We start from the raw sequence: 22,940 nt of genomic DNA on the forward strand, positions 1-22,940 counted from the left end.
CGGGGGTGGCCGCGTCAGCGGCGCGGATCGCGGAGTCTGCCGATGCGCTCCCGGTCGTGGCGGAATTCGGCTTTCAACCGGGGGACCAGCAGCCCGAACAACCGGTGGACCAACTCGTCGACCTGACCGTCGGTGAGGTCGCGGGCATCGAACCCGTCCCCCTCCCGCCCGGCGGACCGCTTCCCGGAACTCTCCCGGGGCAGCTGCCGGTTACGGGCCGAGGCCGGCTTGAGGGGCGGCTGCTCCCGGCTCCGCGTCCGCTCCGGCACCGGAACGCTCTTCCCGGTGGGGAGCGAGGGAGCCCGGGACGCCTCCTGCGCCCGAGGCGCGCTCTTCTCCAGCAGCGGCCGCCACTCCGGCTCCCGCTGCTCCGGGGCGCGTTGGACGGCGGCAAGGGGCGGGAGCGGCGGTGCGGCGGTGTGCTGCGGCAGCGGTACGGGGGCCGGGCCTTCCGCGGGCGGTACGGCGGCCGGGGCCGGGGGCCAGGTGGGTACGTCCGCCGGACGCGGTGTCAGCGGCGCGGCCTTCCGCTGGACGGCGGGGGGCGCGCCGCCCGCCGGGGTCGGCAGCGGAACCGGCGGGCGCCGCGGCGCGTCCCCGGTCCCGCCCGCCGCCGGGGCGGCACGGAGCACAACGGCCTGCGGGGCGGGCGCACCGCCCACCGGCCCGGACCGCGGCGCGGCGGCGGGCACGGCCACGGGACCGTGCGCCGCCGGACCGTTCGGGAGCTGCCGCAGCTGTACGGGGGCGCCGGACGCCGGAACGCCGGGTGCGCTCCCGGGGAGCGGCGCGGCGGGCGTGCGCGGCCCGGCCGGACCGCCCGGCTGCCGCGTCGGCCCCGTCGCCCGCCGCGCCGGCGCGACGGACGGTGCGCCCGGTACCGACGTGGCACGCAGTGGCGCGGCCGACGGTGCCGTCCGGCGCTGAACGGGGGCGGCAGCCGGGGTGGTGGAGGTCATCGCCGAGGCCAACGGCCGCGAGGAGGCCAGGGGCAGGGCCGCCGCCGGACGCGTCGGCGCGGCGGACGGCCCGGAGGCGGACGGCCCGGCGGGCGGCGTGCCGGGCCGGACGACGGGGGTGGCCGGCGCCGAGGGGGCGGGCGGCGGTGCCACCGGCCCCGCCGTCACGGGCCCCGGCGTCGCGGACGCCGCCAGCGGGGGCCGGCCGGTACCGGTGACGGTCGTCGGCGGCGTGGTGTCCGGTACGGCACGGGCGATCGGGGCGGGCAGCGCGGACCGGGAGGCGTCACCGCTCCGGTGCCCGGCGCCCGTGCGGTGCGTACCGGACGGCTGCGCCGCCTCGGGCCGCCGTACGGGGACGGCACGCTGCACGGGTGCGGGGCCGCCGCCCGGGGCGGCCGCGGGCCCGGCGGGGCGGTGCGGCGCGCCAGGGGCACCGGTCGCCGGCCCCGGGCGCGCCTGCCCGGCCTGCGGTGGGGCGATCAGCGGGGCGCCCAGCAGAGGGCGCCGCCGGGCCGGTTCCGCAGGTCCGGGAGCGGACGGGGCGGACGGCGCGGAGGAGTCGGCCGGAGCGGTGCGGATGACCGCCACCGGGGCCGAGGGGGCCGGGGCCGCCGGGCTCGGCCGGGCCGCCGGAGCCGGGGACGGTGCGGCCGGAACGGAGGACGAGGCGGATGCGGGCGGCACGGCCGGTGCGACAGGCATGGATGGCACGGGTGGCATGGATGGCACGGCCGGTGCGCTCGGCGTGGAAGGCGTGGAAGGCGTGGAAGGCGTGGAAGGCGTGGAAGGCGTGGACGGGGACGGCTCGGCCGGCGCCGGGGCGACCGGCGACGTCGGGGACGTCGAAGGAGCCGCGCCTGTCGGCGGGTTGAGCCGGGCCGACCGCCGCTGCACCGGCGTACCGGGCGGCGTCGCCGGGGTGGACGGGGTGGAGGCGCCGGAGGGGGCGGACGCGCCGTAGGCGGACGGCGGCTGCGTGGCGCGCGGCGTGCCCAGCCCCCGGCGCGCGGTGGAACCCTCGGCGCCGCGCTGCACCGGGTGCCCACCGGTACCGGAGGAGGCCGGCCGCGCACCGGGTGCCGTACGGCCGGACGGCGCGGCCGGGCCCGGAGCCGAGGAGGGGAGGGAATCCGACGAGGGTCCGGCAGCCGAGGCAGCCGAGGCAGCCGAGGGAGCCGATGAGGAGCCGGAAGGCGGCGGCGAGGGCGTGGAGCCGGTCCCCGGCGCGACAGGCGTCCGCGGCGCGGCGGGCGTGCCCGGGGCCGTGGCCGGTCCCGCGCCGGGCGTCGGCGACGGGCCGGCCGGTGGCGTGCCCGGACGCGCGGCCGCACCGGTACGCAGCGAACCGCCCGGCGCACCGGCGGGCTTGTCCGTACCGCGCGTCCCCGGCCGGGAAGGCGCACCGACGGGCCCGGCGGCGCGCGCGGGACGCGGCGCCCCGGGAGCGGCAGGTGTGGCGGGCGTGGCGGGGGTACCCGTGGTCTTCCGCACCACGGGCAGCGGACCCGCGAGCCCGGCACCCGGGGTGGTGCCGGGCCGGACAGCGGCCGTGCGCGTCGCGTCCGGGGAGTTCCCGGGGCGGACCGAAGGGCTCTCGTCCTGCGAAATGCCCGTGGTTGCAGTGGAGTTGGCGATAAGAGCGGGAGCTGGAGTCGGAGAAGGAGCCGGAGACGGCTCCGGACCGGTCGCCGCGCCGGGCTTCGCCCGCCCGCCGTCCGCCGCCCCTCCGCCGTCCGCCGCCCGCTGCACCGCAACCGGCGGCAGCCCGGCACCGGACGAGGAAGGGGTGGCGACGCCGGGTGGCGACACCGCACCGGCGGCAGGCGGCAGCGGCAGAGCCGCCCCGCCCGCCGGGGAACCGCCGAGCCCGTCACCGGAGCCGGCGGCCGGAGCGGAGCGCGCCCCTGTACCGGCCGCGGGCCGCGAGGCAGGTGCGCCACCCGCCCCTGCGCGCGCCACCGGCAGCTCCCGCCTTTGCACCGAGGCGCGCGGGGCAGTGTCGGACCGCGTACCGCGCGGGGCGGACGTCAGCGTCGCCGGGCGCGTCGCCGCGGCCGGCGGCAGCGGCCGGACCCGCGGGCCCGTCGCCCGCGCCACCGTGACCGGGGTGTCAGCCGCACCGTGCGGCTGCCCGCCGGCTGGGGGGTCGGCAGGCGCCGGACGCGGCCCCGCCACGGGCAACTCCGCCATGGGGGCGTCCGGTTCGCCCGCGCCGCGCACCGGCGCCGCGGACAGCTGCGCGATCCGTCCGCCGGGCCCGCTGTCCAGCACCGCATGGGTGAGGGTGCCGGTGAAGGACGGGTTCTGCCAGGTCGTCAGCGAGGTGCCGAACCCGCGGTCGGCGACGGTGTCCGCCCGGTCGGCGAAGGTGCGCCGGATCGGCGGCAGCGCCGACCAGCCGGCCGGTGCGCGGTGCCCGGCGTCCGGGGCCGGGGCGGCCTCGGGCGCCGTGGCGGGCCCGGCGGCGGGTGCGGCCGTACCGTCGTCCGGCGTCTCCGGACGGCGGCCGCGCAGTCTGTCGAGGAGTCCCATCAGCCCTCCGCCGCCGCGCGGTTGACCAGCGTGGCGATCTCGTCGGCGTACCGGCGGCGGTCCCCGTGTTCGAGGTCCAGGATGTCCTCCAGGCTCCAGTGGAAGTGATAGGCGACGTACGCGATCTCCGCGTGGATACGGTCGGCCGCGTACGTCACGATTCCCCCAGGCGGCTCCCGCCCAGCTCCACCTCGAACGGCTGCTCGCAGTGCGGGCAGGTCACCCCGGCACGGGTGTGGCCCTCCGCGTTGACCTGCCGGTAGAAGTCCTGGAGGAACGCCAGGTCGGAGGCGAACATGTTCTCCACGATGCCGTCGTGCACCTGGTGGAGCGTGCCGAGGCGGGTGATGACGCGGCCCAGCAGGACCACCGACAGATACGCCGGGTTCTCCTGGACCCTGATGTCCCGCAGCGGCACCAGCTCGTCGCGGGCCGTCGCCAGCCGCATCGAACCGGTGCGGTGCACCACACCCGCGTCGTCGACGTAGCCGCGCGGCAGCTCGAACGCGAACTCGGTGCGCAGCGGTGCCGGTTCGGCGGCGGGCGCGGGCGCCGCGGCCGGGGCGGGCGCCGCGGGGTCCCCGCCCGGGACCGCGGGCGCGGCGACCGGGTCGGGGACGGCCGCGGGCCGGGAGGCCGTGCGGCGCATTACTCGATGACCAGTTCTTCGAAGGTGATGGTCACGGTCTCGGTCAGCGCGGACGCCTCACCGGCCTTGACGGTGGAGGTGTCGACCTTGCTGCACCAGGCGTTGCGCATGTTGTAGCGCTTCACCGGGGTGTTCATGTAGTCCATCACCATGATCGTGGCGTTCTTCCGCGCCGTCGACATCTGGCCGTTGACGGACTGGGTGATCCACTGGTTGAACGCGGCGGACTGCGTCATACCGCGCACGACCGTGCAGGTGCCGGCCTTCTTCACGCCCGGCAGCTTCTTCGTGACGGGCTTGCCCTGGCTGGAGACCTGCTGGTATTCGATCACGTCCTGCTCGATGCTCAGGCCGCTGACCTCCTGGAGGTACTCGACCATCACGCCGTCGATCTGGAGGCCGAAATTGTGTGAGGTGAGGGAATCACCGGGCTGCAGACTCATGGTTCGCTCTCTGTGCGGGGGCGGGGGACACCGGCGCGGATGCCGGACCCCCGGGAATCGGGACGGTCAGGTACGGGCGGGGTGGGCGCGTCCGGGGGCGGCGCCCACCCCTGGCGGGGTTACTCCTCCAGCTCGCCGCTGCCGCTGGAGAACTGCGCCAGCCGGAAGATCACGAACTCGGCGGGCTTGACCGGCGCGATGCCGATCTCGCAGATGACCCGGCCGAGGTCGACCGACTCCGGGGTGTTGGTCTCGGCGTCACACTTCACGTAGAAGGCGTCCTCGGGACGGGAGCCGAACAGGGCGCCGTTGCGCCACTCGTTGACGAGGAACGCGGAGACGTTCCGCCGGATCCGGGCCCACAGCGCCTCGTCGTTGGGCTCGAACACCACCCACTGGGTGCCGATCAGGATCGACTCCTCCAGGTAGTTGAAGTACCGGCGGATGTTGATGTACCGCCAGGCCGGGTCGGAAGAGAGGGTGCGGGCACCCCACACGCGGATCCCGCGGCCGGGGAAGGCGCGGATGCAGTTGACGCCGATCGGGTTGAGCAGGTCCTGCTCACCGCGGGTGATCTGGGTCTCCAGATCGACGGCGCCGCGCACCACCTCGTTGGCCGGGGCCTTGTGCACACCGCGCTCGAAGTCGTTACGCGCCCAGATACCGGAGACATGACCGCTCGGCGGGATCATCTTCGTCTGGCCGGACGCCGGGTCGAAGACCTTGACCCAGGGGTAGTACACCGCGGCGTACTTCGAGTCGTAGCCCGCCGTCTCCTGGCGCCACACCCGGATGTCCCGGGCGTTGAGACCGGGCGGCGGGTCGATGACGGCGACGCGGTCACCCATCAGCTCACAGTGGGCGATCAGACCGAGCTGGACGGCCTTGACCTCCTCCAGGCCGATGGCGCCCCGCTGGTAGGCGGCCATCAGGTCGGGCACCGCCACCATCGAGATCTCGTCGACCGCCTCCAGACCGCCGAAGCCGGTGCGGTCGGCGGAGTCGCCGAGGTACTCGGCCGGGCCGGGGTGGACGGCCGGGACCGCTCCCGGGGCGGCGGGCGCCGGGGCCGCGGGCGCCTGGACGGGCCGGGCCAGCTCCACCGTCTGGTTGTCGGGGCGCGCCAACTGGGCCGCGGGCGCCGCCTCCAGGACGGTGATGAGCTTGGAGCGCTCCTTGACCTGCGTGACGACGTAGTTGCGGGTGCTCTTCTTGGCGCTGACGTCGAAGGTCTCGGCGACCTTGTCGCCGTCCTTGACCAGCAGCCGGAACCGCTCGGCCGGCCCCTCGCCCTCCGGGTCGGCGACCTCGACGCTCAGCGCGCCGCCGCCGGTGGCGGACGTCAGCGCCCGGACCGCGAAGGTGCCCAGGGCGGTGGGCTCACCGGGCGTCAGCTCGGCGGGCGCGGCGGCCGCCGGCACCGCGGCCGGCGCACCGGACTGCGCACCGGCGTCCGTGGCGGCGCCGCCGACCCGGACCACGTACGCGGCCGAGCCGCCGTTGTTGAAGAACCCGTAGACCGAGTGGGCGAGGTAGTAGCCGTCGGTGAACTCGCCGAAGGCGGCCACGTACTGGGACCAGTTGGTCACCAGCGTCGGCTGGTTCAGCGGCCCCGTGGGCGCCAGGCCCACGAAGGCCGCCACGGAAGTGCCGACCCCTTCGATCGGGCGGGAGCCACTGGCTACCTCCTCGACGTAGACGCCGGGCGACAGATACGACGGCATGCGCTGGTTCTCCTCGGGGTACGACAACCGTATGACGGTGGAGTACGCCACTGTTGTCGCCGTCCCCTGAGCTCCGGAAGGTCCGTCGGGGCCGTAGCGGGGGCAGCGCCGATGCCCCAACGGGCAGCCGGGGCACGGATATCGGGTCGCTGCGAACGGCCTGAGGCCCCCGTTGACCTGCGACGGGTCCGCTTCCGGCGCGGCCCGGGGGCCCGGGTGCAGCCTCTGCGGGCCCCGGGGGCAGCCGGCCCGGTCCCTAGGGGCACCCGACCCTGCCCCCAGTCCTGCGACACGCCCACCGGCCTCGCCATACGGTCGCCGTATGAGCCTGTGGACCTCTCTCGAACCCGCCTCGACCACCGTGGACCCGGGCGGCAGCACCACCGTGCGGCTACGGCTGCGCAACACCGGCGACGTCGTCGACGAATACCGCTGCGTCCCGGTGGGCGATCTGGCACCTTGGACGACCGTCGAGCCCGGGACCCTGCGGCTCTACCCGGGCACCACCGGCACGGTGGAGCTGACGTTCGCTCCGCCCCGCACCCCCGACGCCGCCGCCGGCCCGCACCCCTACGGTGTCCAGATCATCCCGACGGAGTTCCCCGAGGCGACCACCGTCCCCGAGGGCAACGTCACCGTCACCGCGTTCAGCGAGGTCCGCGCCGAACTCGTCCCGGCCAATGTCACCGGCCGGTTCCGCGGCCGTCCCCGGCTCGCCGTCGACAACCTCGGCAACGTCAAGCTCACCGCCTCCGTCACCGGGCACGACAACAGCGATCAGCTGTCGTACGAGATCAACCCGGCGAACGTGCAGATCGAGCCGGGGCGGGCGGCGTTCCTGAAGACCACGCTCAAGCCGCGGCAGATCATCTGGGCGGGCGCCAAGCAGTCCCGGCCCTACACGCTGTCGGTGCAGCGCTCCGGCGCCGAACCGCTGCCGGTGCGCGGTACGTACGTCCAGCCGGGGCTGCTGCCGCGCTGGCTCGGGGTGCTGTTCAGCCTGCTGCTGGGGCTGGCCATCGCGTTCGTGATGATCTGGCTGACCTACAAGCCGGACGTGGCCACCAAGGCGACGGACAAGACGCCCGGTCAGACCGCGCACACCATCCAGCCGTCGGCGCCCGCCCAGCCGACGCCGCAACAGCCCACCCAGGAGCCGAAGAAGGACCAGGGCGGCGGTGGGGGCGGCGGGAACAAGCCGAAGAAGGACCCGTACGCGCACCTGCACAACGTCCTGCTGCGCAACGACACCACCAAGAAGTGCGTCGACCTGCCCGGCGACGGCCGGGGCACCGCGGGCGGCCCGGTCTGGCAGTACGCCTGCAACCCGGACCAGTCCAAGGACAACCAGCTCTGGACCTTCCAGGTACTGCGGGGCGGCAAGGGCGCGGGCCCCGACGGGCGTGACCTGTTCCAGATCAAGAACGTGCGCGACGGCTTCTGCCTGGACCTGAAGGGCAGCGACCCGCAGGGGAAGGGCGCGCACCTCATCGAGTCCGGCTGCGGTGGAGAGCGGGCCGGCAACCAGGGCTGGTGGCTGGAGCGGCTCCCGGGCAGCGGCATGTACTGGATCCACAACTACAACAGCGGCGGTCTCTGCATGGACGTCGAGGGCTACCACAGCCGTAACGAGGACATGGCCGACCGGCTGCCGCTGACCCTCTTCGACTGCACCACCGACGACGACCAGGTCTGGGGCATCGCCAAACCGTGAGCGCGTTCGCACGGGGGAGGGCCGTCGGCCCGGGGACGGCGGCCCTCCCCCGTGGGCGGATTCACCAGCCGGCGTCGTCCAGCACCAGCCGTCCGCCCTTGCGGTACTCGCGGCGGGCGCCGGTGAGCAGGTCCGCGTCGGTCACCGGGCCGCCGCGCCCGGCGGCGGCGTACGCGGCGGTGACCACCGCGCTGCGGATCGAACCGCCGGACAGCTCGAACTCCCGGGCACACGGCCCCGGATCGATCCCCTCCGCGCACGGGACGTGCGCCAGGCTGTGGCGCCACAGCGCCAGCCGCTGCTCCGCGTCGGGGAACGGGAAGTCGACCACCAGATCCAGCCGCCGGGTGAACGCGTCGTCGATGTTGGCCCGCAGATTGGTGGTCAGCACCGCGATGCCGTCGAACGCCTCCAGCCGCTGCAACAGGTAGGCGCTCTCCATGTTGGCGTACCGGTCGTGCGCGTCCTTCACCTCGGAGCGCTTGCCGAAGACGGCGTCGGCCTCGTCGAAGAGCAGCACCGCGTCGGTGCGGTCCGCCTCGGTGAAGATCCGCTCCAGGTTCTTCTCCGTCTCGCCGACGAACTTGTCGACGACGGAGGAGAGTTGCACGACGTAGAGGTCGAGACCGAGATCGGCGGCGACCACCTCCGCCGACAGGGTCTTACCGGTGCCGGAGTCCCCGGCGAACAGCGCCAGCACCCCCCGGCCCCGCCCGCCGCCGGCGCTCAGCCGCCAGTCGCCGAGGACCCGGTCGCGGTGGCGGGCGCGGAGCGCCAGCTCCCGCAGCTGCCCCAGCGGCCCGTCCGGCAGCACCAGATCGGCCCAGCCGACGTCCGGGCGGATCCGCCGGGCGTGCCGCTCCAGACCGGACGCCGACTGCTGCCGGGCGGCGTGCCGCAGATGCGCGGCGGTCAGCGCGGTGCCCTCCAGCGCGGCCAGGGCCAGCGCGGAACGGGCCGCCCGCCGGATCCGTTCACCGTCGAGGCGGTACGGGGCGACCGTCGCCGCCAGGTCGAGGCCGGGCGTGGCGGCGTCCGCGCCGAGCGCCGCCTCCCAGGTGTCCGCCGCGCCCGCCCGGGTCCGCGGCGCCTGAAGCACCAGCGGATCGCGGGCGCACCACAGCGGGTCGTACGGCCGCGTCCCGCACAGCAGCACCGGCACGTCCTCCGCCGCCAACTCCCGGATCAGCGGGCCCGGTTCGTCCGGCAGCGGGCCGACGACCAGGGCGCAGTCGCGCAGCCGGGCCTCGCGCAGCAGGGCCGCCACCGGGCCCCGGCCGTCCGGCGCCGGCTCCGCCGTGCCGTCGTCGGGCCGCCGCGGCCGGGCGGGCGGCGTGAAGCGCAGCGCCGCCCGGCCCGCGGCGCGCAGCGCGGCCGCCGCGCGGGCCGCTCCGTCGCCCTCGCGGTGCTCGCGCAGATAGACGGTGGCCGGGCCCGCCGCGAGCAGCGCACCGAGCTGATCGGCCGGATCCGCCGGTCCGTCCGCCGGGGCGCCGGGCAGCTCCGTGACGTACCCGGCGAGCGCGGCGTCCGGGGTGTCGTCGCCCAGCAGATGCGCGGCGACGCGGTCCGGGACGCGGAGCGAGCGGCCGAGGAACGGGCGGTCGGTCTCCTCGATGTGCAGCAGACCGTACGCGGACAGCGGCGCCGACGGATGGAACCGGGCCCGCGCCGCGGCCCCCGCGCCGTCCGGGGCGAGCAGCCCGCACAGGTCGAGGGCGAGCCCCGTGGTGGCGCGACGCCGGCTGACGTCGTCGTTGAGGTAGCCGTACAGCGGCTCGAAGTCCCGGTCGAGGTCGGGGGCGAGGGCGATGAGCAGGACGGTGGAGTCCAGCGGGGTCAGCCCCAGCCGCCGGGCGAGCCGCCCCAGCCGGTCGCCGGGCACCGCGGCGCCGTCCGGCCCCTCCCGCCCGTCGGGCGGCGGGCCCCCGGCCTCGGTCCGGCCGTGCAGCCGGTGGCGTACCGCGTCGTCGGAGAGGTACAGGCCGCGCAGCGGGTCGTCGGCCGTCGGGTCGTCCGCGCCGCGCCGGGCGACCAGCGCGGCGACCCGCTCGCGCAGCCCGGCCAGCCGGTCGGCCAGCGGCTGCGCGGGGGCGGGCGCGTCACCGCTCACCGGGCGCCTCCGCGGTGCCGGCGGCGGACGCGGGCCGGGCCACACCCTTGAGGTGCCGCTCCTGGTGGGCGCGCGGCTCGTCCGCGAGGGGGCCGTCCAGCTCCCGGGCGGAGACCACCGCCCCCTCGGTGACCGGCGGGCCCGCGTCGTACTCGGGGAAGCCCGGGAACGGCACGGTCAGCATCAGGTCGACGGAGGGCTTGAGTTCGCCGCCGAGCGCGGAGAACAGTTCGGCGCGGGAGCGGGCGTCGCCCGGTGCCGCGCCGACGACGAGCGGCACGCTCAGCCCGAGCGCCCCCAGCGAACCCGGCAGGTGCGGGGGCGCCAGCAGCTCGTGGGGGAGGAGCGAGGCGAGCGCCGCGGAGAGCAGCCGGTGCTCGTCCTGAGGCCGTTTCGTCCAGGCGGTGACCAGGTACGACAGCCGGAACCAGCGCGGCGGACGGCGCCTGCGCAGCACGGCGCCGCGCTCGTCGCGCACCGGCACGGTGCCGCCCTCACGCCGCGCGGTGTCCTCGCGGATGTCGTACAGATAGGCGTTGAGCGTGGGGGAGTTGCGCCGGGACGCCCAGGTGCGGGTCGGGGCGTCGAAGGCGATCTCGATGCCGCTGCCGGCGAGCGCCCCGCCGGTCAGCAGTCCCTCGATGACCTCGTCCACTTCGTGGATCATTCAGTGTCGCTCCAGTCGGCCGCGTACGGCCCTCACGAGATGTAGCCCTCGCGCAGCGCGTAGGCCACGGCGTGCGCGCGGTTGCGCAGGTTCAGACGGGTCGTCAGCCCCTGCATGATGTTCTTGACGGTCCGTTCGGAGTAGGCCAGCTTCCGGGCGATCTCGTTGGTGTCCATGCCCTCCGCGACCAGCCGCAGCGCGTCGACCTCGCGCTGGGAGAGCCCCGAGGGGCGGCCGCCGGGGACGCCGAGCGTGCCCGGGCGGAGCGAGCCGACCTGGCTGAGCAGCCGTCCCAGCAGATCGGCGGGGAGGTCGCCGTCGCCCCGGGAGGCGGCGACGACCGCCTGCAGGAGGCGGTTGCCGGTGGCCTCGCGGCGCCAGACGATGGCGCCGACCCCGCACTCGATGATGTCCAGCAGCTCCGCCTCGCGGATCAGACTGACGACGAGCACGGCGTGCATCCCGTCGCTGCGCACCAGCCGCCGCAGCCAGCCGAGCATGGTCTCGTCGAGGGACTCGGTGAGCAGCACCGCGACGCCGCCCGACTGCTGCGCGGTCGCCTCGTCGACGAGGTCGATCACGGCATGGCCCCGCAGCTGGCTGATGGTCCCTTCCCGGGAGATGGGATCCGGCGCGTGTACCACGACGGGAATGCGCTGTGCGGGTTCCTCCACGGCGGTTCTGAATGAGCCGCGCAATTGTTGTCCTCCCCGTACCGATCGCCGCACCGGCGCGGAGAGATTTCCGCAGCGGACGACCCGTGCCCTCACTATGACACCACTTGATGTGGTCTCAGATGGTGGTGCGGACGGGGAAGGTTGCGTGCGCGATCCAGCTGTGACGGATTTGTCGAGGAAAAAGTTCGGGAAACGGTGAACCGATCACGTTTCCGCAGCTCATGGCGGTAGTGGATAGGGGTGTCGACCGTTACTCGCCAGTCGGAAACAGGCCATCTGGCGAATTGTGTACGCGGTGCCGGGGGATTGTGGGGAGAGGTGTGGATGTGGTTCCGGGTCTGTGGCGGAATGGTAATTCCCGAAAAAATGCGGCCGCGCGCACCGGGATACGCCACCGGCACTCTTTGCGCTAACTTTACAATTGTTCGATGAACCGGAAGGAAATTCATCGCCTCGCCGCACCCCGCATCCGGGACGGACGGACCGGTGGAGCGCTCGCGTCCGCCCGGCCGGGGGAGGAGCATCGGACGGGTGACCGACCCGCGCCCGATCCTCTTCCTCGACGTCGACGGCCCGCTCAACCCGTGGCAGGCCCCCGTCGGACGGGCCCCGTCCGGATACACCACCCTGCCGATGCGCCCCACCGGCTGGGAGGAACCGCACCCGCCGCTGCCGGTACGCCTCGATCCCCGGCACGGCCCGCTGCTCCTGGGCCTCGGCTACCGCCTGGTGTGGGCCAGCACCTGGGGCCCCGAGGCCAACATCTGGATAGCCCCCGTCCTGGGCCTCCCCGCCCTCCCGTACGTGGACTGGCCCCGGCCCCCGCACCGCGCCCCCGACGGCGTGCACTGGAAGACCCGCCGCCTGGTCGCCGTCGCCGACGGGGGCCCGTTCGCCTGGGTCGACGACGAGATCGGCGCACCGGACCGGTCCTGGATCACCCGGAACCACCCGGGCCAGGTCCTGCTGCGGTGCGTCGACCCGGCGGTGGGGCTGCTCGCGGACGACTTCGAGGTGCTGCGGAGGTGGGGGAGGGAGCGGTGACGGGCGGCCGGGCCTGCCCCTCGCTCAGCCCACCAGGTCCAGCACGGCCCGCAGCCCGTCCGGGCGCCGGTCCACCGGCAGCGGGGCGACCGGCAGATAGCGGCAGCCCACCGCCGTCGCGCCGCCGTCCGCCCGCCGGTCGTCACCGACCATCAGCACCTCGTCCGGCGCGAGCCCCAACTCCCGGCAGGCGACGGTGAAGAGCCGCGGATCGGGCTTCGCCATCCGGTGCTCGTACGACAGGACGGCGCAGTCCAGATACGGCGCCAGGCCGTGTGCGCGCAGCACCGGCCGCAGGTCCCAGCCGATGTTGCTGACCAGCCCCAACCGCAGTCCGCGCCCGCGCAGTTCGGCCAGCACCTCCACCGCGTCCGGGTACGGCCGCCACGCCTCGGGACGCATATGGCGCGCGTACAGCGCCTCCGGCAGCGCGGCGGAGGGCAGCGGCACCCGGCGGGCCAGGGCGGTGAAGACCTCGCGGTGGTGGCGGGGGTCGCGGTCCCGCTCCGCCCAGAGCCCGGCCAGCTCCGGCGGCACCGCCTCGGGTTCGGCGCCGCCGGGCAGCGCCCCGGCCCGCTCCAGCGCCGCGGCCGTGTCACGTAGCGCGGCCTCGTCCAGAACGGCCCCGGTCTCCGCCAACGCGCCGCGCAGCCGGCGCTCCGCCGGCTCGATCCGCACCAGCGTCCCGGAGAAGTCGAACAGCACACCCTTGGCCACGGTCATGCCGCCATCGTCGGCGATCCGGCCGCGGCACGCCACGGCCCCGACCGCATCCGTACGCCGGGGCCCCGGCTCACCCGGCCGGGCCGCCGCTCACGCCGCCCGCCCCGCCGTGCGCCGCCGCTCGTACACCCGGTGGGCCGTCACCGCCGCCGCGACCACCGTGGCGCCGAACAGCCAGCCACCGACGACGTCCGACAGCCAGTGCACCCCCAGGAACACCCGGGTGAAGCCCACGCCGGCCATCGACACCGCCACCACCGCGACGGCCGCCCACCACCGGGCCGGGCGGGGCGCGTGCCGGTGCAGCAGCCAGAGCAGCAGACCGCCCGCGACCGTGACCGACAGCGCGTGCCCGGACGGGAAAGCCTGGTAGTGCGCGGAGTCGACGGGGTCGGGCCACACCGGACGGTCCCGGTCCACCGCCGCCTTCAACCCCTGCTGGAGTGCGGTGCCCAGGAGCGAGGTGGCGGCCACCCAGACACCGAGCAGCCACGCGCCGCGGCGCAGGAGCAGGACGACCGTCACCGCCAGGACGGTCCGCATCGTCCAGGGGTCCCACACCCAGTCGGTGAGGATCCGGTTGAGGTGGGTCCAGCCGGGCGCGCCGACGGCCGTGGTGTGCAGGGTGTCCGCGACGCTCCGGTCGAGCCGGAGCAGCGGCGCCCAGCCCGCCGTGACCAGCACCGTCAGGACGACGGCGGGCACCGCACAGCCGAGGAACACGGCCAGCGGCGCACGCGGGGACGGGTGCCGGGAGGAGGAGCCGAGGGGGCGCGGCGTCGGCGCCGCGCGCCGTTCTGACGAGGTCATGCGCCGATCTTCGCGGACACCGCGGCCCGGCACCATGCCCCACCCCGAAGCCCCGGCCCGCACGGCGGAACCGCGGGCCGCGGCCCGCCATCTCTCCCACGGGCCAGCCGTGACGGCACGTCAGGCCAGGGCGTGCAGCCCCGGTACGAAGGTGATCAGCAGGGGTACGGCCGGGACCAGCGCGGCGTACGCGGTGATCCGCAGCCGGCGGGCGGGGGAGAAGCGGACGCCCGGCGCCAGCAGCCGGTCCACCCGCTGCGGCACCTGCCCCAACTGCTCGGGGCACGGCCCGAACACCCCGCGGTCCTCGTTCATCCCGACCAGTGCCAGCGCGGTCGTCAGCCGCCCGAAGCGGCGCGACGCCACATCGTCCGCGGCCAGTTCGACCAGCCGGTGCACCTGATCCCGGAACGCGGCGAACACCGGGACCTGCGGGAAACCGGCCGCCAGCGCCGAGGCGCAGTGCAGCAGCAGATCGTGCCGGGCCCGGGCGTGGCCCTGCTCATGGGCGAGCAGCGCATCGAGCTGACGATCCTTCAGTCGGCGCAACGCTGCCGTGGTGACGACGAGTTGGGGCGCGCTGCGCTGCAGCCACCACGCCTCGGGGCGGTCACTCTCCAGGACGACGAGGCGGTCGCCCGAGCGCTCCTCGCCGGGCAGCAGCGGCACCCGGCGCAGCAGATCCGCGCGGCGCTGCCGCCGCCGGGCCCGCGCCGCCCGCACCTCACGGGTCAGCGCCACCGCCGTCCACACCGCGCCCCCGGCGAGCAGCGCCGCCAGCGAACCGGCCCACGGCCCGTAGGTGTTGAGCGCGTACGCCTCGACGACGACCCGCGGCGCGAAGCCGAACACCGGGCCGCGCACGGCGTCCCACGCGGCGGCCGCGCTCAGCGCCATCGCCAGCCCGCAGCAGAGCAGCACACCGGCGACCACGCACTGCCAGACCCAGAGGGCGAGCACCGGTTCGCGGTCGGGCCAGTCCGAACGGGCCATCAGCCGCGGCGCCGTGGACGCGGCCAGCACGCCGAGGATCATCAGCGTGAGGGGGACCATCATGCGGGCCAGCCTATGAGCGCCCCGCTCGCGGGCGGTACGGCGGCGTTCCGGAAGTGACGTATGCCACCCCGGCCGGAGGTGTGGCGGACCGCCCCGGGACACCGCTCCCGGACACCGTCCACGGAGCCGCCCCGGGCACCGGTCCGGACGCCGCCCGGTCGGGCGCGCGGACCAAGACCGGCGTCGGACCGGCGTCGGACCGGCGTCAGACCGACAGCAGCATCACCAGCATGCCGAGGCTCATCGCCAGCCGGCAGACGCCGAACGCCTCGGCGCGCCGGAGAGCGGAGCCCGTGGAGGCGGGGCCGCCGGCGCCCTCCGGGGGATCGGCCGGTGCCCCCTCCGGGAGACCGGGCGGGGCGTCCGGCGAGGGCCGGGCAGCGGCGCCTTCCGGCAGCCCGGCAGCGCCTCCGCCGCGCCGCGCACCGGCCACCCGGCCCGCTCCCGCGGGCACCGCGACCGCTCCCGCCCGCACCGCGCCCGCTCCCGGTATCAGCCGGACCCCGGCGAGGACGACGGACGCGGCGTAGTAGACCAACAGGGCGCCCGTCACCAGGGGCGGGCCACCCATACCGGCGTGCCCCGCGTGCTCCGCGGCCATCGCGCCGCCGTGGCCGCCCGGCATCGCCATCGGCGCCGTGCCGGTCATCGCCGGGTCCGCCGCCAGGAGCGGGGTCATCACCAGCGCCATGTACACCATCGCCAGCGAGTCGACCGTGTGGTGGGCGTGCCGGAGCCACAGGGCCCGCACCGCCGCGGCGGTGAAGACCGCGGCATACGCCCACGCCAGCCACGGCGGCGGGGCGAACACCGTGGTGGGCAGCGCCATCACCGCCATCGCCAGCCCCATCAGCGCCTGACCGCGCGCCCGGTACCGCTGCGCCGCCGTCCCGTGGCGTGCCCGCGACAGGCAGTACCCGCCCGCCGCGGCACACACCAGCACCAGCAGCCAACTCGTCAGCGACGGCCCGTGCACTCCGACCTCCCCACCGCGGTCCGGCACGGTGGCGGCCTCCCGCGCACCGGCCGGACACCGATCCCGTACGACCGGAGAATGCCCAGGTCACGGGGGGCGCAAGGGAGCGCACGGGGGCAGGCGCGGGGCGCAGGACCGGCCGCCCCGGGGAGGCTCGGGCCGGTGGTGTCGCCCGGTGGCCGGGGTTCCGGCCCGGACGCCCGGAGCCGCAGGTCAGGGCCGGTAGCGCAGGGGATGGTCGGCGGGCACCTCGACCAGGACGAGGCGGTGGCCGTCCGGGTCGGCGACCCACATCTCGATCAGGCCCCACGGTTCCCGGACCGGCGGCCGCAGGATCTCCACCCCGCCCGCGGCCAGCGCGTCGTGTGCCGCCGCCACGTCGGCCACCTGGAGCCACAGCTGAAGGGTCCGCCCGGGCGGCCCGTCCGACCGGCCGGAGACCTCCAGGAATCCGCCGCCCAGGAAGTACACCGTGCCGCGCTCGGGGCCCGTGCCGAACTCCCGGTAGATCTCCAGCCCCAGCGTCCCGCCGTAGAACGTCCGCGACCGCTCGGGGTCCGCGGGCCGCACCAGCACCCTGCTGCTCAGTACCTGCACCATGCGCCGGACCCTACGCGTTTGGGGGCGTGCGGCCGGGCGCCGCGCGCGGGCTCCGGGCGCCGGGGAGCCCATGGGGACGTGCCCGGCCCGGCATCGGGACGAAAGGCCCTGATCGCCCGGAGTGTCGCCTTGCTAGCCTCGCGGTGTGCCGCGGCCCTGCCGCCCGGCGCCCACCACCGCCCGAGAGGAACCCCCGCACCATGCCCACCGGCGCACTCGTCTTCCGCTCCGCCACCGACGACGACATCCCCGCGCTCGTCGCACTGATCGAATCGGCGTACCGGGGCGACGCGAGCCGGGCGGGCTGGACCACCGAGGCGCATCTGCTGGAGGGCCGGCGCACGGACTCCGAGGGTGTCGCCGCCGTGGTGCACCAGGAGGGCAGCCGGCTGCTGGTGGCGGAGCGCGACGGCGAGCCGATCGCCTGCTGCCAGCTGGAGAACCGCGGTGACCACGCCTACTTCGGCATGTTCGCGGTCCGCCCGACGCTCCAGGGCGGCGGCCTCGGCAAGGTGATCATCGCCGAGGCGGAGCGCGCCGTCCGCGCCGAGTGGGGTGCCGAGGAGATGCGGATGACCGTCATCCGGCAGCGCACCGAGCTGATCGCCTGGTACGAGCGGCGTGGCTACCGCCGCACCGGCGTGCTGAGCCCGTTCCCCTACGGCGACGAGCGGTTCGGCATCCCGCAGCGCGACGACCTCGCCTTCGAACTGCTGGTCAAGCCACTCGGCTGAGCCCACCCGGTGAGCCCGCGGCGGAGCGCACCGCAGCGCCGCCGCTGCTACCGGCGCCCCGTACCGACGACCCGTTCCAGGAACTGCCGGGTCCGGGCCTCGCGCGGTGCCCCGAACAGCTCCTCGGGGGTGCCGCGCTCCCGGATCACCCCGGCGTCCAGGAAGCACACCTGGTCCGCGACATCCCGGGCGAACCCCATCTCATGGGTGGCGAGCACCATCGTCATGCCCTCCTCCTTCAGCCCGCGCACCACGCCCAGCACCTCACCCACCAGCTCCGGGTCGAGCGCCGCGGTGATCTCGTCGAGCAGCAGCAGCCGGGGGCGGCAGGCGAGCGCCCGGACGATGGCGACGCGCTGCTGCTGCCCGCCGCTGAGCCGGTCCGGATAGGCGTCCGCCCGCCCGCCGAGCCCCAGCCGCTCCAGCAGCTCGTGGGCGCGCGCCTCGGCCTCGTCCCGCGCCACCCCGTGCACCCGGCGCGGCGCCAGCGTGATGTTGTCCAGCACCGTCATGTGCGGGAAGAGGTTGTACGCCTGGAAGACCACGCCGATCCGGCGGCGCACCGCGTCCGCGTCGGCGCGCGGATCGGTGATCTCCTCGCCGTCCAGGAAGATCGCCCCGTCGTCGATCTCCTCCAGCAGATTCGCGCACCGCAGCAGCGTCGACTTGCCGGAGCCGGACGCCCCGATCAGCGCCGTGACGGTGTGCGGCGCGACCTCCAGATCGACGTCCCGCAGCACGACCGTGCCCCGTCCGTACGTCTTGCGGACGGCCTCCAGCCGCAGCACCGGCGCGGCACCCGGCCCGCTCATACGATCCCTCCTTGGGCGCGGCGCCGGTCCATCCGGGCCGTCACCCAGTCCGTCAGGCGCGTCATCGGGATCGTCAGGGCGACGAAGACCAGCCCGGCGACCACGTACGGCGTGTAGTTGAAGTCCTTGCCCGCGATGATCTGGGCCGCGTAGACCGCGTCCACCGCCCCGGCGATCGACACCAGACCGGTGTCCTTCTGGAGCGAGACCAGGTCGTTCAGCAGCGGCGGCACCACCCGGCGTACCGCCTGCGGCAGCACCACGAACCGCAGCGCCTGCCCGCTCGACAGCCCCAGCGACCGCGCCGCGGCCCGCTGCGAGGGGTGCACCGACTCGATGCCGGCGCGGAAGACCTCCGCCACGTAAGCGGAGTACGTCAGGACCAGCGCCGCCCCGCCGAGCAGCACCGGATCGGTGGTGACGCCCTGCAGCCGCAGCGCCGGGACGCCGAAGACCACCATCAACAGGCAGATGATCAGCGGCAGTCCGCGGAAGAAGTCGGTGTACGCGGTGGCCAGCGCGCGCAGCGGGAAGAACACCGGACCGCGCAGCGTCCGCGCCACCGCCAGCGCCATCCCGAACACCAGCACCGCCGCGCCGCACACCACCAGCAGTTCCAGGTTGAGCAGCAGCCCCTCCAGCACCCTGGGCAGCGCCTTGCGGGCGTACGCGGCGCTGAAGAAGGTCTCGCGGGTGCGCTGCCAGCCGGGCGACTCGGTGATCACCACGTACAGCACGGCGGCGGTCACCAGCGTGGACACCGCGGCGACGGCGACCGCGCGGCGGGCCCGGGTCCTCCGGTACCGCTCCCGCGCCAGCCGCCGCGCGGACGGGACGTAGCCGTCGTCCTGGGGAGGCACCGACGGGCCCTTGACGAGGTTCACTTGAGCACCGGCGCATGGGCGGCGTCGGCCAGCCACTTCTTCTCCAGCGCGGCGAGCGTGCCGTCCTTGCGCAGCGCGTCGACGGCCGACCGGACGCAGCCGGTGATCCGGCTCTGTTTGTCGAGCACCAGCCCGAACTGCTCGCCGTCCGCGCCGGTGTCCGCGAACTGCCCGACGACCTTCGCGTCCTTGACCTCGGTGGAGGTGATGTAGAACGCGGTCGGCAGATCGGTGAGGATCGCGTCCACCTGACCGTTCTTCAACGCGGACTTGGCGAAGTCGTTCTTCTGGTAGACCGCGGGCCGTTGGGTGGGCCGGACGGTGTCGTTGATGACGTCGAGGCTGGTGGTGCCGACCTGGGCACCGAGCCGTACGCCCTTGAGGTCGGCGATGCTCTTCGCGCCCGCCGCCTTCGAGCCCTTGAGCGCCACGACCGCCTGCCGGACGTCGTAGTAGCCGGAGGAGAAGGCGACGGCCTGCTCGCGGGAGGCACTGATCGAGATCTGGTTGATGTCGAAGTCGAACTTCTTCTCACCGGGCGCGAAGGCATTGTTGAACGGCACGGTCTGCCAGCCGACCGCGGAGCGCGGGTAGCCGAGCCGGTCGGCGACGGCGTAGGCGACGGCCGATTCGAAGCCCTTGCCGTTCGCCGGGTCGTCGTCCTGGAACCACGGCGCGTACGCGGGTTTGTCGGTGCCGACGGTCAGCTTCCCGGCCGTCACCGTGTCCAGCTTGCCGGGCGCGCACGTCGCCCTGCCCGCCGCATCGGACGGCGCGTCCTGCGGCGCACAGCCGACGGCGGCGGACCCCAACACGGCGGCACACACGGCGAGAAGAGCGGGGCGAGAGGCGAGGCGCATGGCGGGAGAGTGACAGGGCCGGAGGCCATCTGTCGAGATCATTGCGGAAATCGTCCGGATGCCGGAACGAGATTGCACGCCCGTGAACTGCGGATTTCGCCCGAGGCGAGGCGCCGGGGCGGGCCGGCGCCCCCTGGGAAGCACGCCCCGGGCCACGCCCGAAGGAGTGCCCCGGCGCGAGCCGTCCCGCGACCGGCGCGGTGGACGGCCCGCTCCGGGGCGGCCCTGTCAGGCCGTGAACCGCACCGCCCGGCGGATCTCCGGCCGGTCGGTGACCACGCCGTCGAGGCCCAGACCGCGGGCCAGCCGCAGTTGATCGTGGGTGTTGACGGTCCACGCCACCACCCGCAGCTGCGCGGCACGGGCCCGCTCCGCCAACTCCAGGGTCAGCCGGCGGATGTTGAGCGAGAGCATCGGCGCCCCCACCGCCAGCGCCCGGTCGACCACGTCCAGGCCGTACCGGCTGGCGACCAGCGCGGTGCGGACGCCCGGGACCAGCGTCCGGATGGCCGCCAACGCCTCGTCGTGGAAGGAGATCACCTCGACCCGGCCGGTCAGGTCGCGGGCCCGCAGCACCTCGGCGAGCGCCCGCGCCGCCGCCACATCCTTGATCTCGGCCTGCAGCGGCGCCCGGACCGCGTCCACCACCTCCTCGAACACCGGGATCCGCTCGCCCCGTCCGGCGTCCAGTTCGCGCAGCTCCGCGAGGGTCTGTTCGGCGATCGGCCCGCTGCCGTCGGTGGTCCGCGAGACATCCGCGTCGTGCATCACCACGAGCGCGCCGTCCTTGCTCAGATGCAGATCCAGCTCGACGACGTCGAGCCCTTCGCGCTCGGCGCGGACGAACGACCGGAGCGTGTTCTCCGGCTCCACGCCCATCAATCCGCGGTGTCCGATGGTGAGAAAGGACAAGGCTGCCTCGCTTCTGTCGGCTCGGTACTGCTCTGACGTCGCAACTCGCCGTGCGGCGGTGCCGTGGCCCCGCACCCCGGAACGCCCCGGACGCCCGGCCCCGGCGACGGCCCGCACCGCCCCGGCCCGGCGCCCCGCGTGCCACGACCTCGGGCACAAAGCCGTACGAAATGGCGCACATCCTAACGGCTTCGCCGGGCCCCGGAAGGGGCGCGGACCGGCCACCGCACGCTCCGCCGGGCGCCCCCGCGACCCGCGGCCGGGTCGCCCGCGGAGGCCGTCCACCGTGCCCCGCACCGGACGCGAACCCCTGGCTGCCGGCCGGGAGCACCCGCTCAGGGGTATCTGTCCGCCCCGGCCGTCCGCGAACCCGCTCACCCGCGCGTGGGCGCGTCCCCACGGGGCTGACGCCGTCCTGCGCCCCGGGCTACGGAACGGCGGATTCGGTGAGAACATGTCGCTCCACCCCGCGCCGGCAGGAAAAATCCTCGTGATCTGGGGGTGCCGACGGAATAATTTTCACCGGCCCCTCTTGAGCGAAAGAACCTTGGCTGGTTACGGTGGGTGCACCACACGATCTACCGCCGGAGGGCAGTCATGACGGAAATCCTTTCGCCTGTGGGTGCTCGGACAGGTGCCGCGCCCGCGGAGCCGGTGACCGCGCACCCGGCGTGGGCCACCCTGAAGCACGCGGTCGAGGCCATCCGGCCGTGGCAGTCCAAGGACGGCTCGATCGACCTGACCGCCGACGGCGCCCCCACTGCGGAAACGGTTCGCCACGAGGTCGACGTGATCATCGCCGCCCTCGGCGAGCTGGCCCCGCTGCTGCCGCACGACGCCGCCTACCACGAGGCGCTCGCCGCCGACCTGCGCCGCTGGGCGGACGACGGTTTCGGCGTACCGGACTTCCTCGACTCCCTGCTGGCCTTCCAGCCCGCGCAGCAGCGCGCCGACGGCCTTCAGCACCTCGTGCTCTTCCCGATGTACACGCAGAACGGCAACCCGGACCGCAACTTCGAGGCCGTCGTCCTGCGCATGGTCTGGCCCGAATGGCTGGCAGAGCTGGAGCGCACCCGCTACGACAACCCGCTCTTCTGCGGGATCACCTTCGAGGACTTCACCGCCGGGTACGACACCAACTCCGCGGTCCTCTTCCCGGAGACCATCGCGGTGCGCGAGGCCCCCGAACGGTTCAGCTGGGGCGGCATCTTCTGCGACCGTGAGGCCGCGCGCTTCCGCCGCGTCAGCGAGGCGGCCGTCGACACGCTCGGCATCGAGCTGCCCGACGACATCCGCGCCCTCCTCGCCGACCAGGACCGCTGCCAGCAGGCGTTCGTCCTGTGGGACATGGTCCACGACCGCACCCACAGCCACGGTGACCTGCCGTTCGACCCGTTCATGATCAAGCAGCGCCAGCCGTTCTGGATGTACGGCCTGGAGGAGCTGCGCTGCGACCTCACCGCCTTTCGCGAGGCCGTGAAGCTGGAGGCCGAGGGGTACCCGCAGGCCCGTGACGTGCAGTACGCGGTGATCTTCGACCGGATGTTCCGCTTCCCGGTCACCGGCGACCGCAATCGCAACTACGACGGCCTCGGTGGCCAGCTGCTCTTCGCGTACCTCCACAAGCACGACGTCGTACGCTGGACGGACAACACTCTCCACATCGACTGGGAGCGGGCGCCGAAGGTCACCAACCAGCTCTGCGGAGAGATCGAGCAGCTCTACCGCGACGGCATCGACCGGCCCAAGCTGGTCCACTGGTTCGCCGCCTACGACCTCGTCTCGACCTACCTCGCCCCGCACCCGGGATCGGTCTGGGCGAAGGGTCCCGACGCCCTCGACCTCGACCAGCCGCCGCGCAAGCTCGTGGACGACGTGTTGCCCGACGAGTTCCCGCTCAGCATGTTCTACGAGGCCCTTGCCAAGAAGCTGCGTACGGTGATCGCTTCCACCAAGGGCATCACGGCCGGCCGCGAGATGCCGGCGGCGGCGTGACCACGGACCGCGCCACCACCGAAACCGCAGGTCAGTCAGGTGTCCAGAAGGAT

At 74.7% G+C, this 22,940-nt stretch carries 22 protein-coding genes; 5 read left to right on the top strand and 17 right to left on the bottom strand.

What is annotated here, in order from left to right; translation table 11 throughout:
* Positions 1–14: 14 nt before the first annotated feature.
* On the bottom strand, positions 15–1,331 hold the full coding sequence (locus tag ACF1BH_RS10660) for a hypothetical protein (RefSeq protein WP_391642046.1): 1,317 nt from the start codon (positions 1,329–1,331) through the stop codon (positions 15–17).
* A gap of 208 nt (positions 1,332–1,539) precedes the next feature.
* Here ACF1BH_RS10660 and ACF1BH_RS10665 point away from each other — a divergent pair, with 208 nt between their 5' ends.
* Positions 1,540–1,923, top strand: coding sequence for a hypothetical protein (locus ACF1BH_RS10665; protein WP_391642047.1), 384 nt, complete (start codon positions 1,540–1,542; stop codon positions 1,921–1,923).
* Between the two features lie 1,570 nt (positions 1,924–3,493).
* Here ACF1BH_RS10665 and ACF1BH_RS10670 read toward each other — a convergent pair.
* The 4 genes from ACF1BH_RS10670 to ACF1BH_RS10685 form a co-directional block, all read right to left on the bottom strand.
* Positions 3,494–3,652: a DUF6760 family protein gene (locus ACF1BH_RS10670; RefSeq protein ID WP_169749981.1), complete on the bottom strand. Its 159-nt coding sequence runs from the start codon at positions 3,650–3,652 to the stop codon at positions 3,494–3,496.
* Positions 3,649–4,143, bottom strand: a complete 495-nt coding sequence (locus ACF1BH_RS10675) for a hypothetical protein (protein WP_391642048.1) — start codon at positions 4,141–4,143, stop codon at positions 3,649–3,651. The genes ACF1BH_RS10670 and ACF1BH_RS10675 overlap by 4 nt, the downstream gene beginning before the upstream one ends.
* Positions 4,143–4,586 (bottom strand): phage tail protein, encoded by a 444-nt coding sequence (locus ACF1BH_RS10680; protein WP_143944641.1) that lies wholly within the window; start codon positions 4,584–4,586, stop codon positions 4,143–4,145. Before ACF1BH_RS10680 ends, ACF1BH_RS10675 begins: the two co-directional genes overlap by 1 nt.
* A 119-nt stretch (positions 4,587–4,705) precedes the next feature.
* Positions 4,706–6,310: a phage tail sheath family protein gene (locus ACF1BH_RS10685; protein WP_391642203.1), complete on the bottom strand. Its 1,605-nt coding sequence runs from the start codon at positions 6,308–6,310 to the stop codon at positions 4,706–4,708.
* Between the two features lie 322 nt (positions 6,311–6,632).
* Between ACF1BH_RS10685 and ACF1BH_RS10690 the strand changes: the two genes are divergently transcribed.
* A complete protein-coding gene (locus ACF1BH_RS10690) occupies positions 6,633–8,024 on the top strand; it encodes an RICIN domain-containing protein (protein ID WP_391642049.1) in 1,392 nt (463 codons plus the stop codon).
* A 61-nt stretch (positions 8,025–8,085) separates the two neighbouring features.
* On the opposite strand, the gene ACF1BH_RS10695 is transcribed toward ACF1BH_RS10690, so the two are convergent.
* The 3 genes from ACF1BH_RS10695 to ACF1BH_RS10705 are packed head-to-tail and all read right to left on the bottom strand — an operon-like array spanning position 8,086 to position 11,502.
* A complete protein-coding gene (locus tag ACF1BH_RS10695) occupies positions 8,086–10,137 on the bottom strand; it encodes an ATP-binding protein (protein ID WP_391642050.1) in 2,052 nt (683 codons plus the stop codon).
* A complete protein-coding gene (locus ACF1BH_RS10700) occupies positions 10,127–10,804 on the bottom strand; it encodes a DUF4255 domain-containing protein (protein WP_391642051.1) in 678 nt (225 codons plus the stop codon). Before ACF1BH_RS10700 ends, ACF1BH_RS10695 begins: the two co-directional genes overlap by 11 nt.
* A gap of 32 nt (positions 10,805–10,836) precedes the next feature.
* Positions 10,837–11,502, bottom strand: a complete 666-nt coding sequence (locus tag ACF1BH_RS10705; RefSeq protein WP_391642052.1) for a response regulator transcription factor — start codon at positions 11,500–11,502, stop codon at positions 10,837–10,839.
* 510 nt (positions 11,503–12,012) lie between these two features.
* On the opposite strand from ACF1BH_RS10705, the gene ACF1BH_RS10710 reads away from it, so the two are divergent.
* Complete coding sequence (locus tag ACF1BH_RS10710) at positions 12,013–12,525, top strand: hypothetical protein (RefSeq protein WP_391642053.1); 513 nt, start codon at positions 12,013–12,015, stop codon at positions 12,523–12,525.
* A gap of 24 nt (positions 12,526–12,549) precedes the next feature.
* Here ACF1BH_RS10710 and ACF1BH_RS10715 read toward each other — a convergent pair whose 3' ends face one another.
* The 5 genes from ACF1BH_RS10715 to ACF1BH_RS10735 all read right to left on the bottom strand — a co-directional run bounded on the left by ACF1BH_RS10715 (position 12,550) and on the right by ACF1BH_RS10735 (position 16,690).
* Positions 12,550–13,248 (bottom strand): HAD family hydrolase, encoded by a 699-nt coding sequence (locus ACF1BH_RS10715; RefSeq protein ID WP_391642054.1) that lies wholly within the window; start codon positions 13,246–13,248, stop codon positions 12,550–12,552.
* Positions 13,249–13,338: 90 nt separating this feature from the next.
* Positions 13,339–14,058: a phosphatase PAP2 family protein gene (locus ACF1BH_RS10720; RefSeq protein WP_391642055.1), complete on the bottom strand. Its 720-nt coding sequence runs from the start codon at positions 14,056–14,058 to the stop codon at positions 13,339–13,341.
* Between the two features lie 120 nt (positions 14,059–14,178).
* Complete coding sequence (locus tag ACF1BH_RS10725) at positions 14,179–15,114, bottom strand: M56 family metallopeptidase (RefSeq protein WP_391642056.1); 936 nt, start codon at positions 15,112–15,114, stop codon at positions 14,179–14,181.
* A 205-nt stretch (positions 15,115–15,319) separates the two neighbouring features.
* On the bottom strand, positions 15,320–16,117 hold the full coding sequence (locus ACF1BH_RS10730) for a DUF5134 domain-containing protein (RefSeq protein ID WP_391642057.1): 798 nt from the start codon (positions 16,115–16,117) through the stop codon (positions 15,320–15,322).
* Between the two features lie 186 nt (positions 16,118–16,303).
* Complete coding sequence (locus ACF1BH_RS10735; RefSeq protein WP_391642058.1) at positions 16,304–16,690, bottom strand: VOC family protein; 387 nt, start codon at positions 16,688–16,690, stop codon at positions 16,304–16,306.
* A gap of 200 nt (positions 16,691–16,890) precedes the next feature.
* Here ACF1BH_RS10735 and ACF1BH_RS10740 point away from each other — a divergent pair, with 200 nt between their 5' ends.
* Positions 16,891–17,424 (top strand): GNAT family N-acetyltransferase, encoded by a 534-nt coding sequence (locus ACF1BH_RS10740; RefSeq protein WP_391642059.1) that lies wholly within the window; start codon positions 16,891–16,893, stop codon positions 17,422–17,424.
* Between the two features lie 47 nt (positions 17,425–17,471).
* Here ACF1BH_RS10740 and ACF1BH_RS10745 read toward each other — a convergent pair whose 3' ends face one another.
* The 4 genes from ACF1BH_RS10745 to ACF1BH_RS10760 form a co-directional block, all read right to left on the bottom strand.
* Complete coding sequence (locus ACF1BH_RS10745; RefSeq protein ID WP_391642060.1) at positions 17,472–18,236, bottom strand: amino acid ABC transporter ATP-binding protein; 765 nt, start codon at positions 18,234–18,236, stop codon at positions 17,472–17,474.
* Positions 18,233–19,120: an amino acid ABC transporter permease gene (locus ACF1BH_RS10750; RefSeq protein WP_391642061.1), complete on the bottom strand. Its 888-nt coding sequence runs from the start codon at positions 19,118–19,120 to the stop codon at positions 18,233–18,235. The genes ACF1BH_RS10745 and ACF1BH_RS10750 overlap by 4 nt, the downstream gene beginning before the upstream one ends.
* Positions 19,117–19,980 (bottom strand): ABC transporter substrate-binding protein, encoded by an 864-nt coding sequence (locus ACF1BH_RS10755; protein ID WP_391642062.1) that lies wholly within the window; start codon positions 19,978–19,980, stop codon positions 19,117–19,119. Before ACF1BH_RS10755 ends, ACF1BH_RS10750 begins: the two co-directional genes overlap by 4 nt.
* Before the next feature lie 228 nt (positions 19,981–20,208).
* On the bottom strand, positions 20,209–20,892 hold the full coding sequence (locus ACF1BH_RS10760; RefSeq protein WP_391642063.1) for a glycerophosphodiester phosphodiesterase: 684 nt from the start codon (positions 20,890–20,892) through the stop codon (positions 20,209–20,211).
* A 597-nt stretch (positions 20,893–21,489) separates the two neighbouring features.
* On the opposite strand from ACF1BH_RS10760, the gene ACF1BH_RS10765 reads away from it, so the two are divergent.
* Positions 21,490–22,887 (top strand): DUF6421 family protein, encoded by a 1,398-nt coding sequence (locus ACF1BH_RS10765; RefSeq protein WP_391642064.1) that lies wholly within the window; start codon positions 21,490–21,492, stop codon positions 22,885–22,887.
* Positions 22,888–22,940 lie beyond the last annotated feature (53 nt).

The sequence above is a fragment of the Streptomyces sp. NPDC014733 genome, from assembly GCF_043083385.1.
GTDB lineage: Bacteria > Actinomycetota > Actinomycetes > Streptomycetales > Streptomycetaceae > Streptomyces.

What these genes read in the sequence shown, in the direction of transcription:
- ACF1BH_RS10665 (WP_391642047.1), top strand. Translation starts at nt 1,540, where the DNA reads ATGACCGCCACCGGGGCCGAGGGGGCCGGGGCCGCCGGGCTCGGCCGG.
- ACF1BH_RS10675 (WP_391642048.1), bottom strand. Translation starts at nt 4,143, where the DNA reads ATGCGCCGCACGGCCTCCCGGCCCGCGGCCGTCCCCGACCCGGTCGCC.
- ACF1BH_RS10680 (WP_143944641.1), bottom strand. Translation starts at nt 4,586, where the DNA reads ATGAGTCTGCAGCCCGGTGATTCCCTCACCTCACACAATTTCGGCCTC.
- ACF1BH_RS10685 (WP_391642203.1), bottom strand. Translation starts at nt 6,310, where the DNA reads ATGCCGTCGTATCTGTCGCCCGGCGTCTACGTCGAGGAGGTAGCCAGT.
- ACF1BH_RS10690 (WP_391642049.1), top strand. Translation starts at nt 6,633, where the DNA reads ATGAGCCTGTGGACCTCTCTCGAACCCGCCTCGACCACCGTGGACCCG.
- ACF1BH_RS10700 (WP_391642051.1), bottom strand. Translation starts at nt 10,804, where the DNA reads ATGATCCACGAAGTGGACGAGGTCATCGAGGGACTGCTGACCGGCGGG.
- ACF1BH_RS10715 (WP_391642054.1), bottom strand. Translation starts at nt 13,248, where the DNA reads ATGACCGTGGCCAAGGGTGTGCTGTTCGACTTCTCCGGGACGCTGGTG.
- ACF1BH_RS10720 (WP_391642055.1), bottom strand. Translation starts at nt 14,058, where the DNA reads ATGACCTCGTCAGAACGGCGCGCGGCGCCGACGCCGCGCCCCCTCGGC.
- ACF1BH_RS10725 (WP_391642056.1), bottom strand. Translation starts at nt 15,114, where the DNA reads ATGATGGTCCCCCTCACGCTGATGATCCTCGGCGTGCTGGCCGCGTCC.
- ACF1BH_RS10735 (WP_391642058.1), bottom strand. Translation starts at nt 16,690, where the DNA reads ATGGTGCAGGTACTGAGCAGCAGGGTGCTGGTGCGGCCCGCGGACCCC.
- ACF1BH_RS10740 (WP_391642059.1), top strand. Translation starts at nt 16,891, where the DNA reads ATGCCCACCGGCGCACTCGTCTTCCGCTCCGCCACCGACGACGACATC.
- ACF1BH_RS10745 (WP_391642060.1), bottom strand. Translation starts at nt 18,236, where the DNA reads ATGAGCGGGCCGGGTGCCGCGCCGGTGCTGCGGCTGGAGGCCGTCCGC.
- ACF1BH_RS10755 (WP_391642062.1), bottom strand. Translation starts at nt 19,980, where the DNA reads ATGCGCCTCGCCTCTCGCCCCGCTCTTCTCGCCGTGTGTGCCGCCGTG.
- ACF1BH_RS10765 (WP_391642064.1), top strand. Translation starts at nt 21,490, where the DNA reads ATGACGGAAATCCTTTCGCCTGTGGGTGCTCGGACAGGTGCCGCGCCC.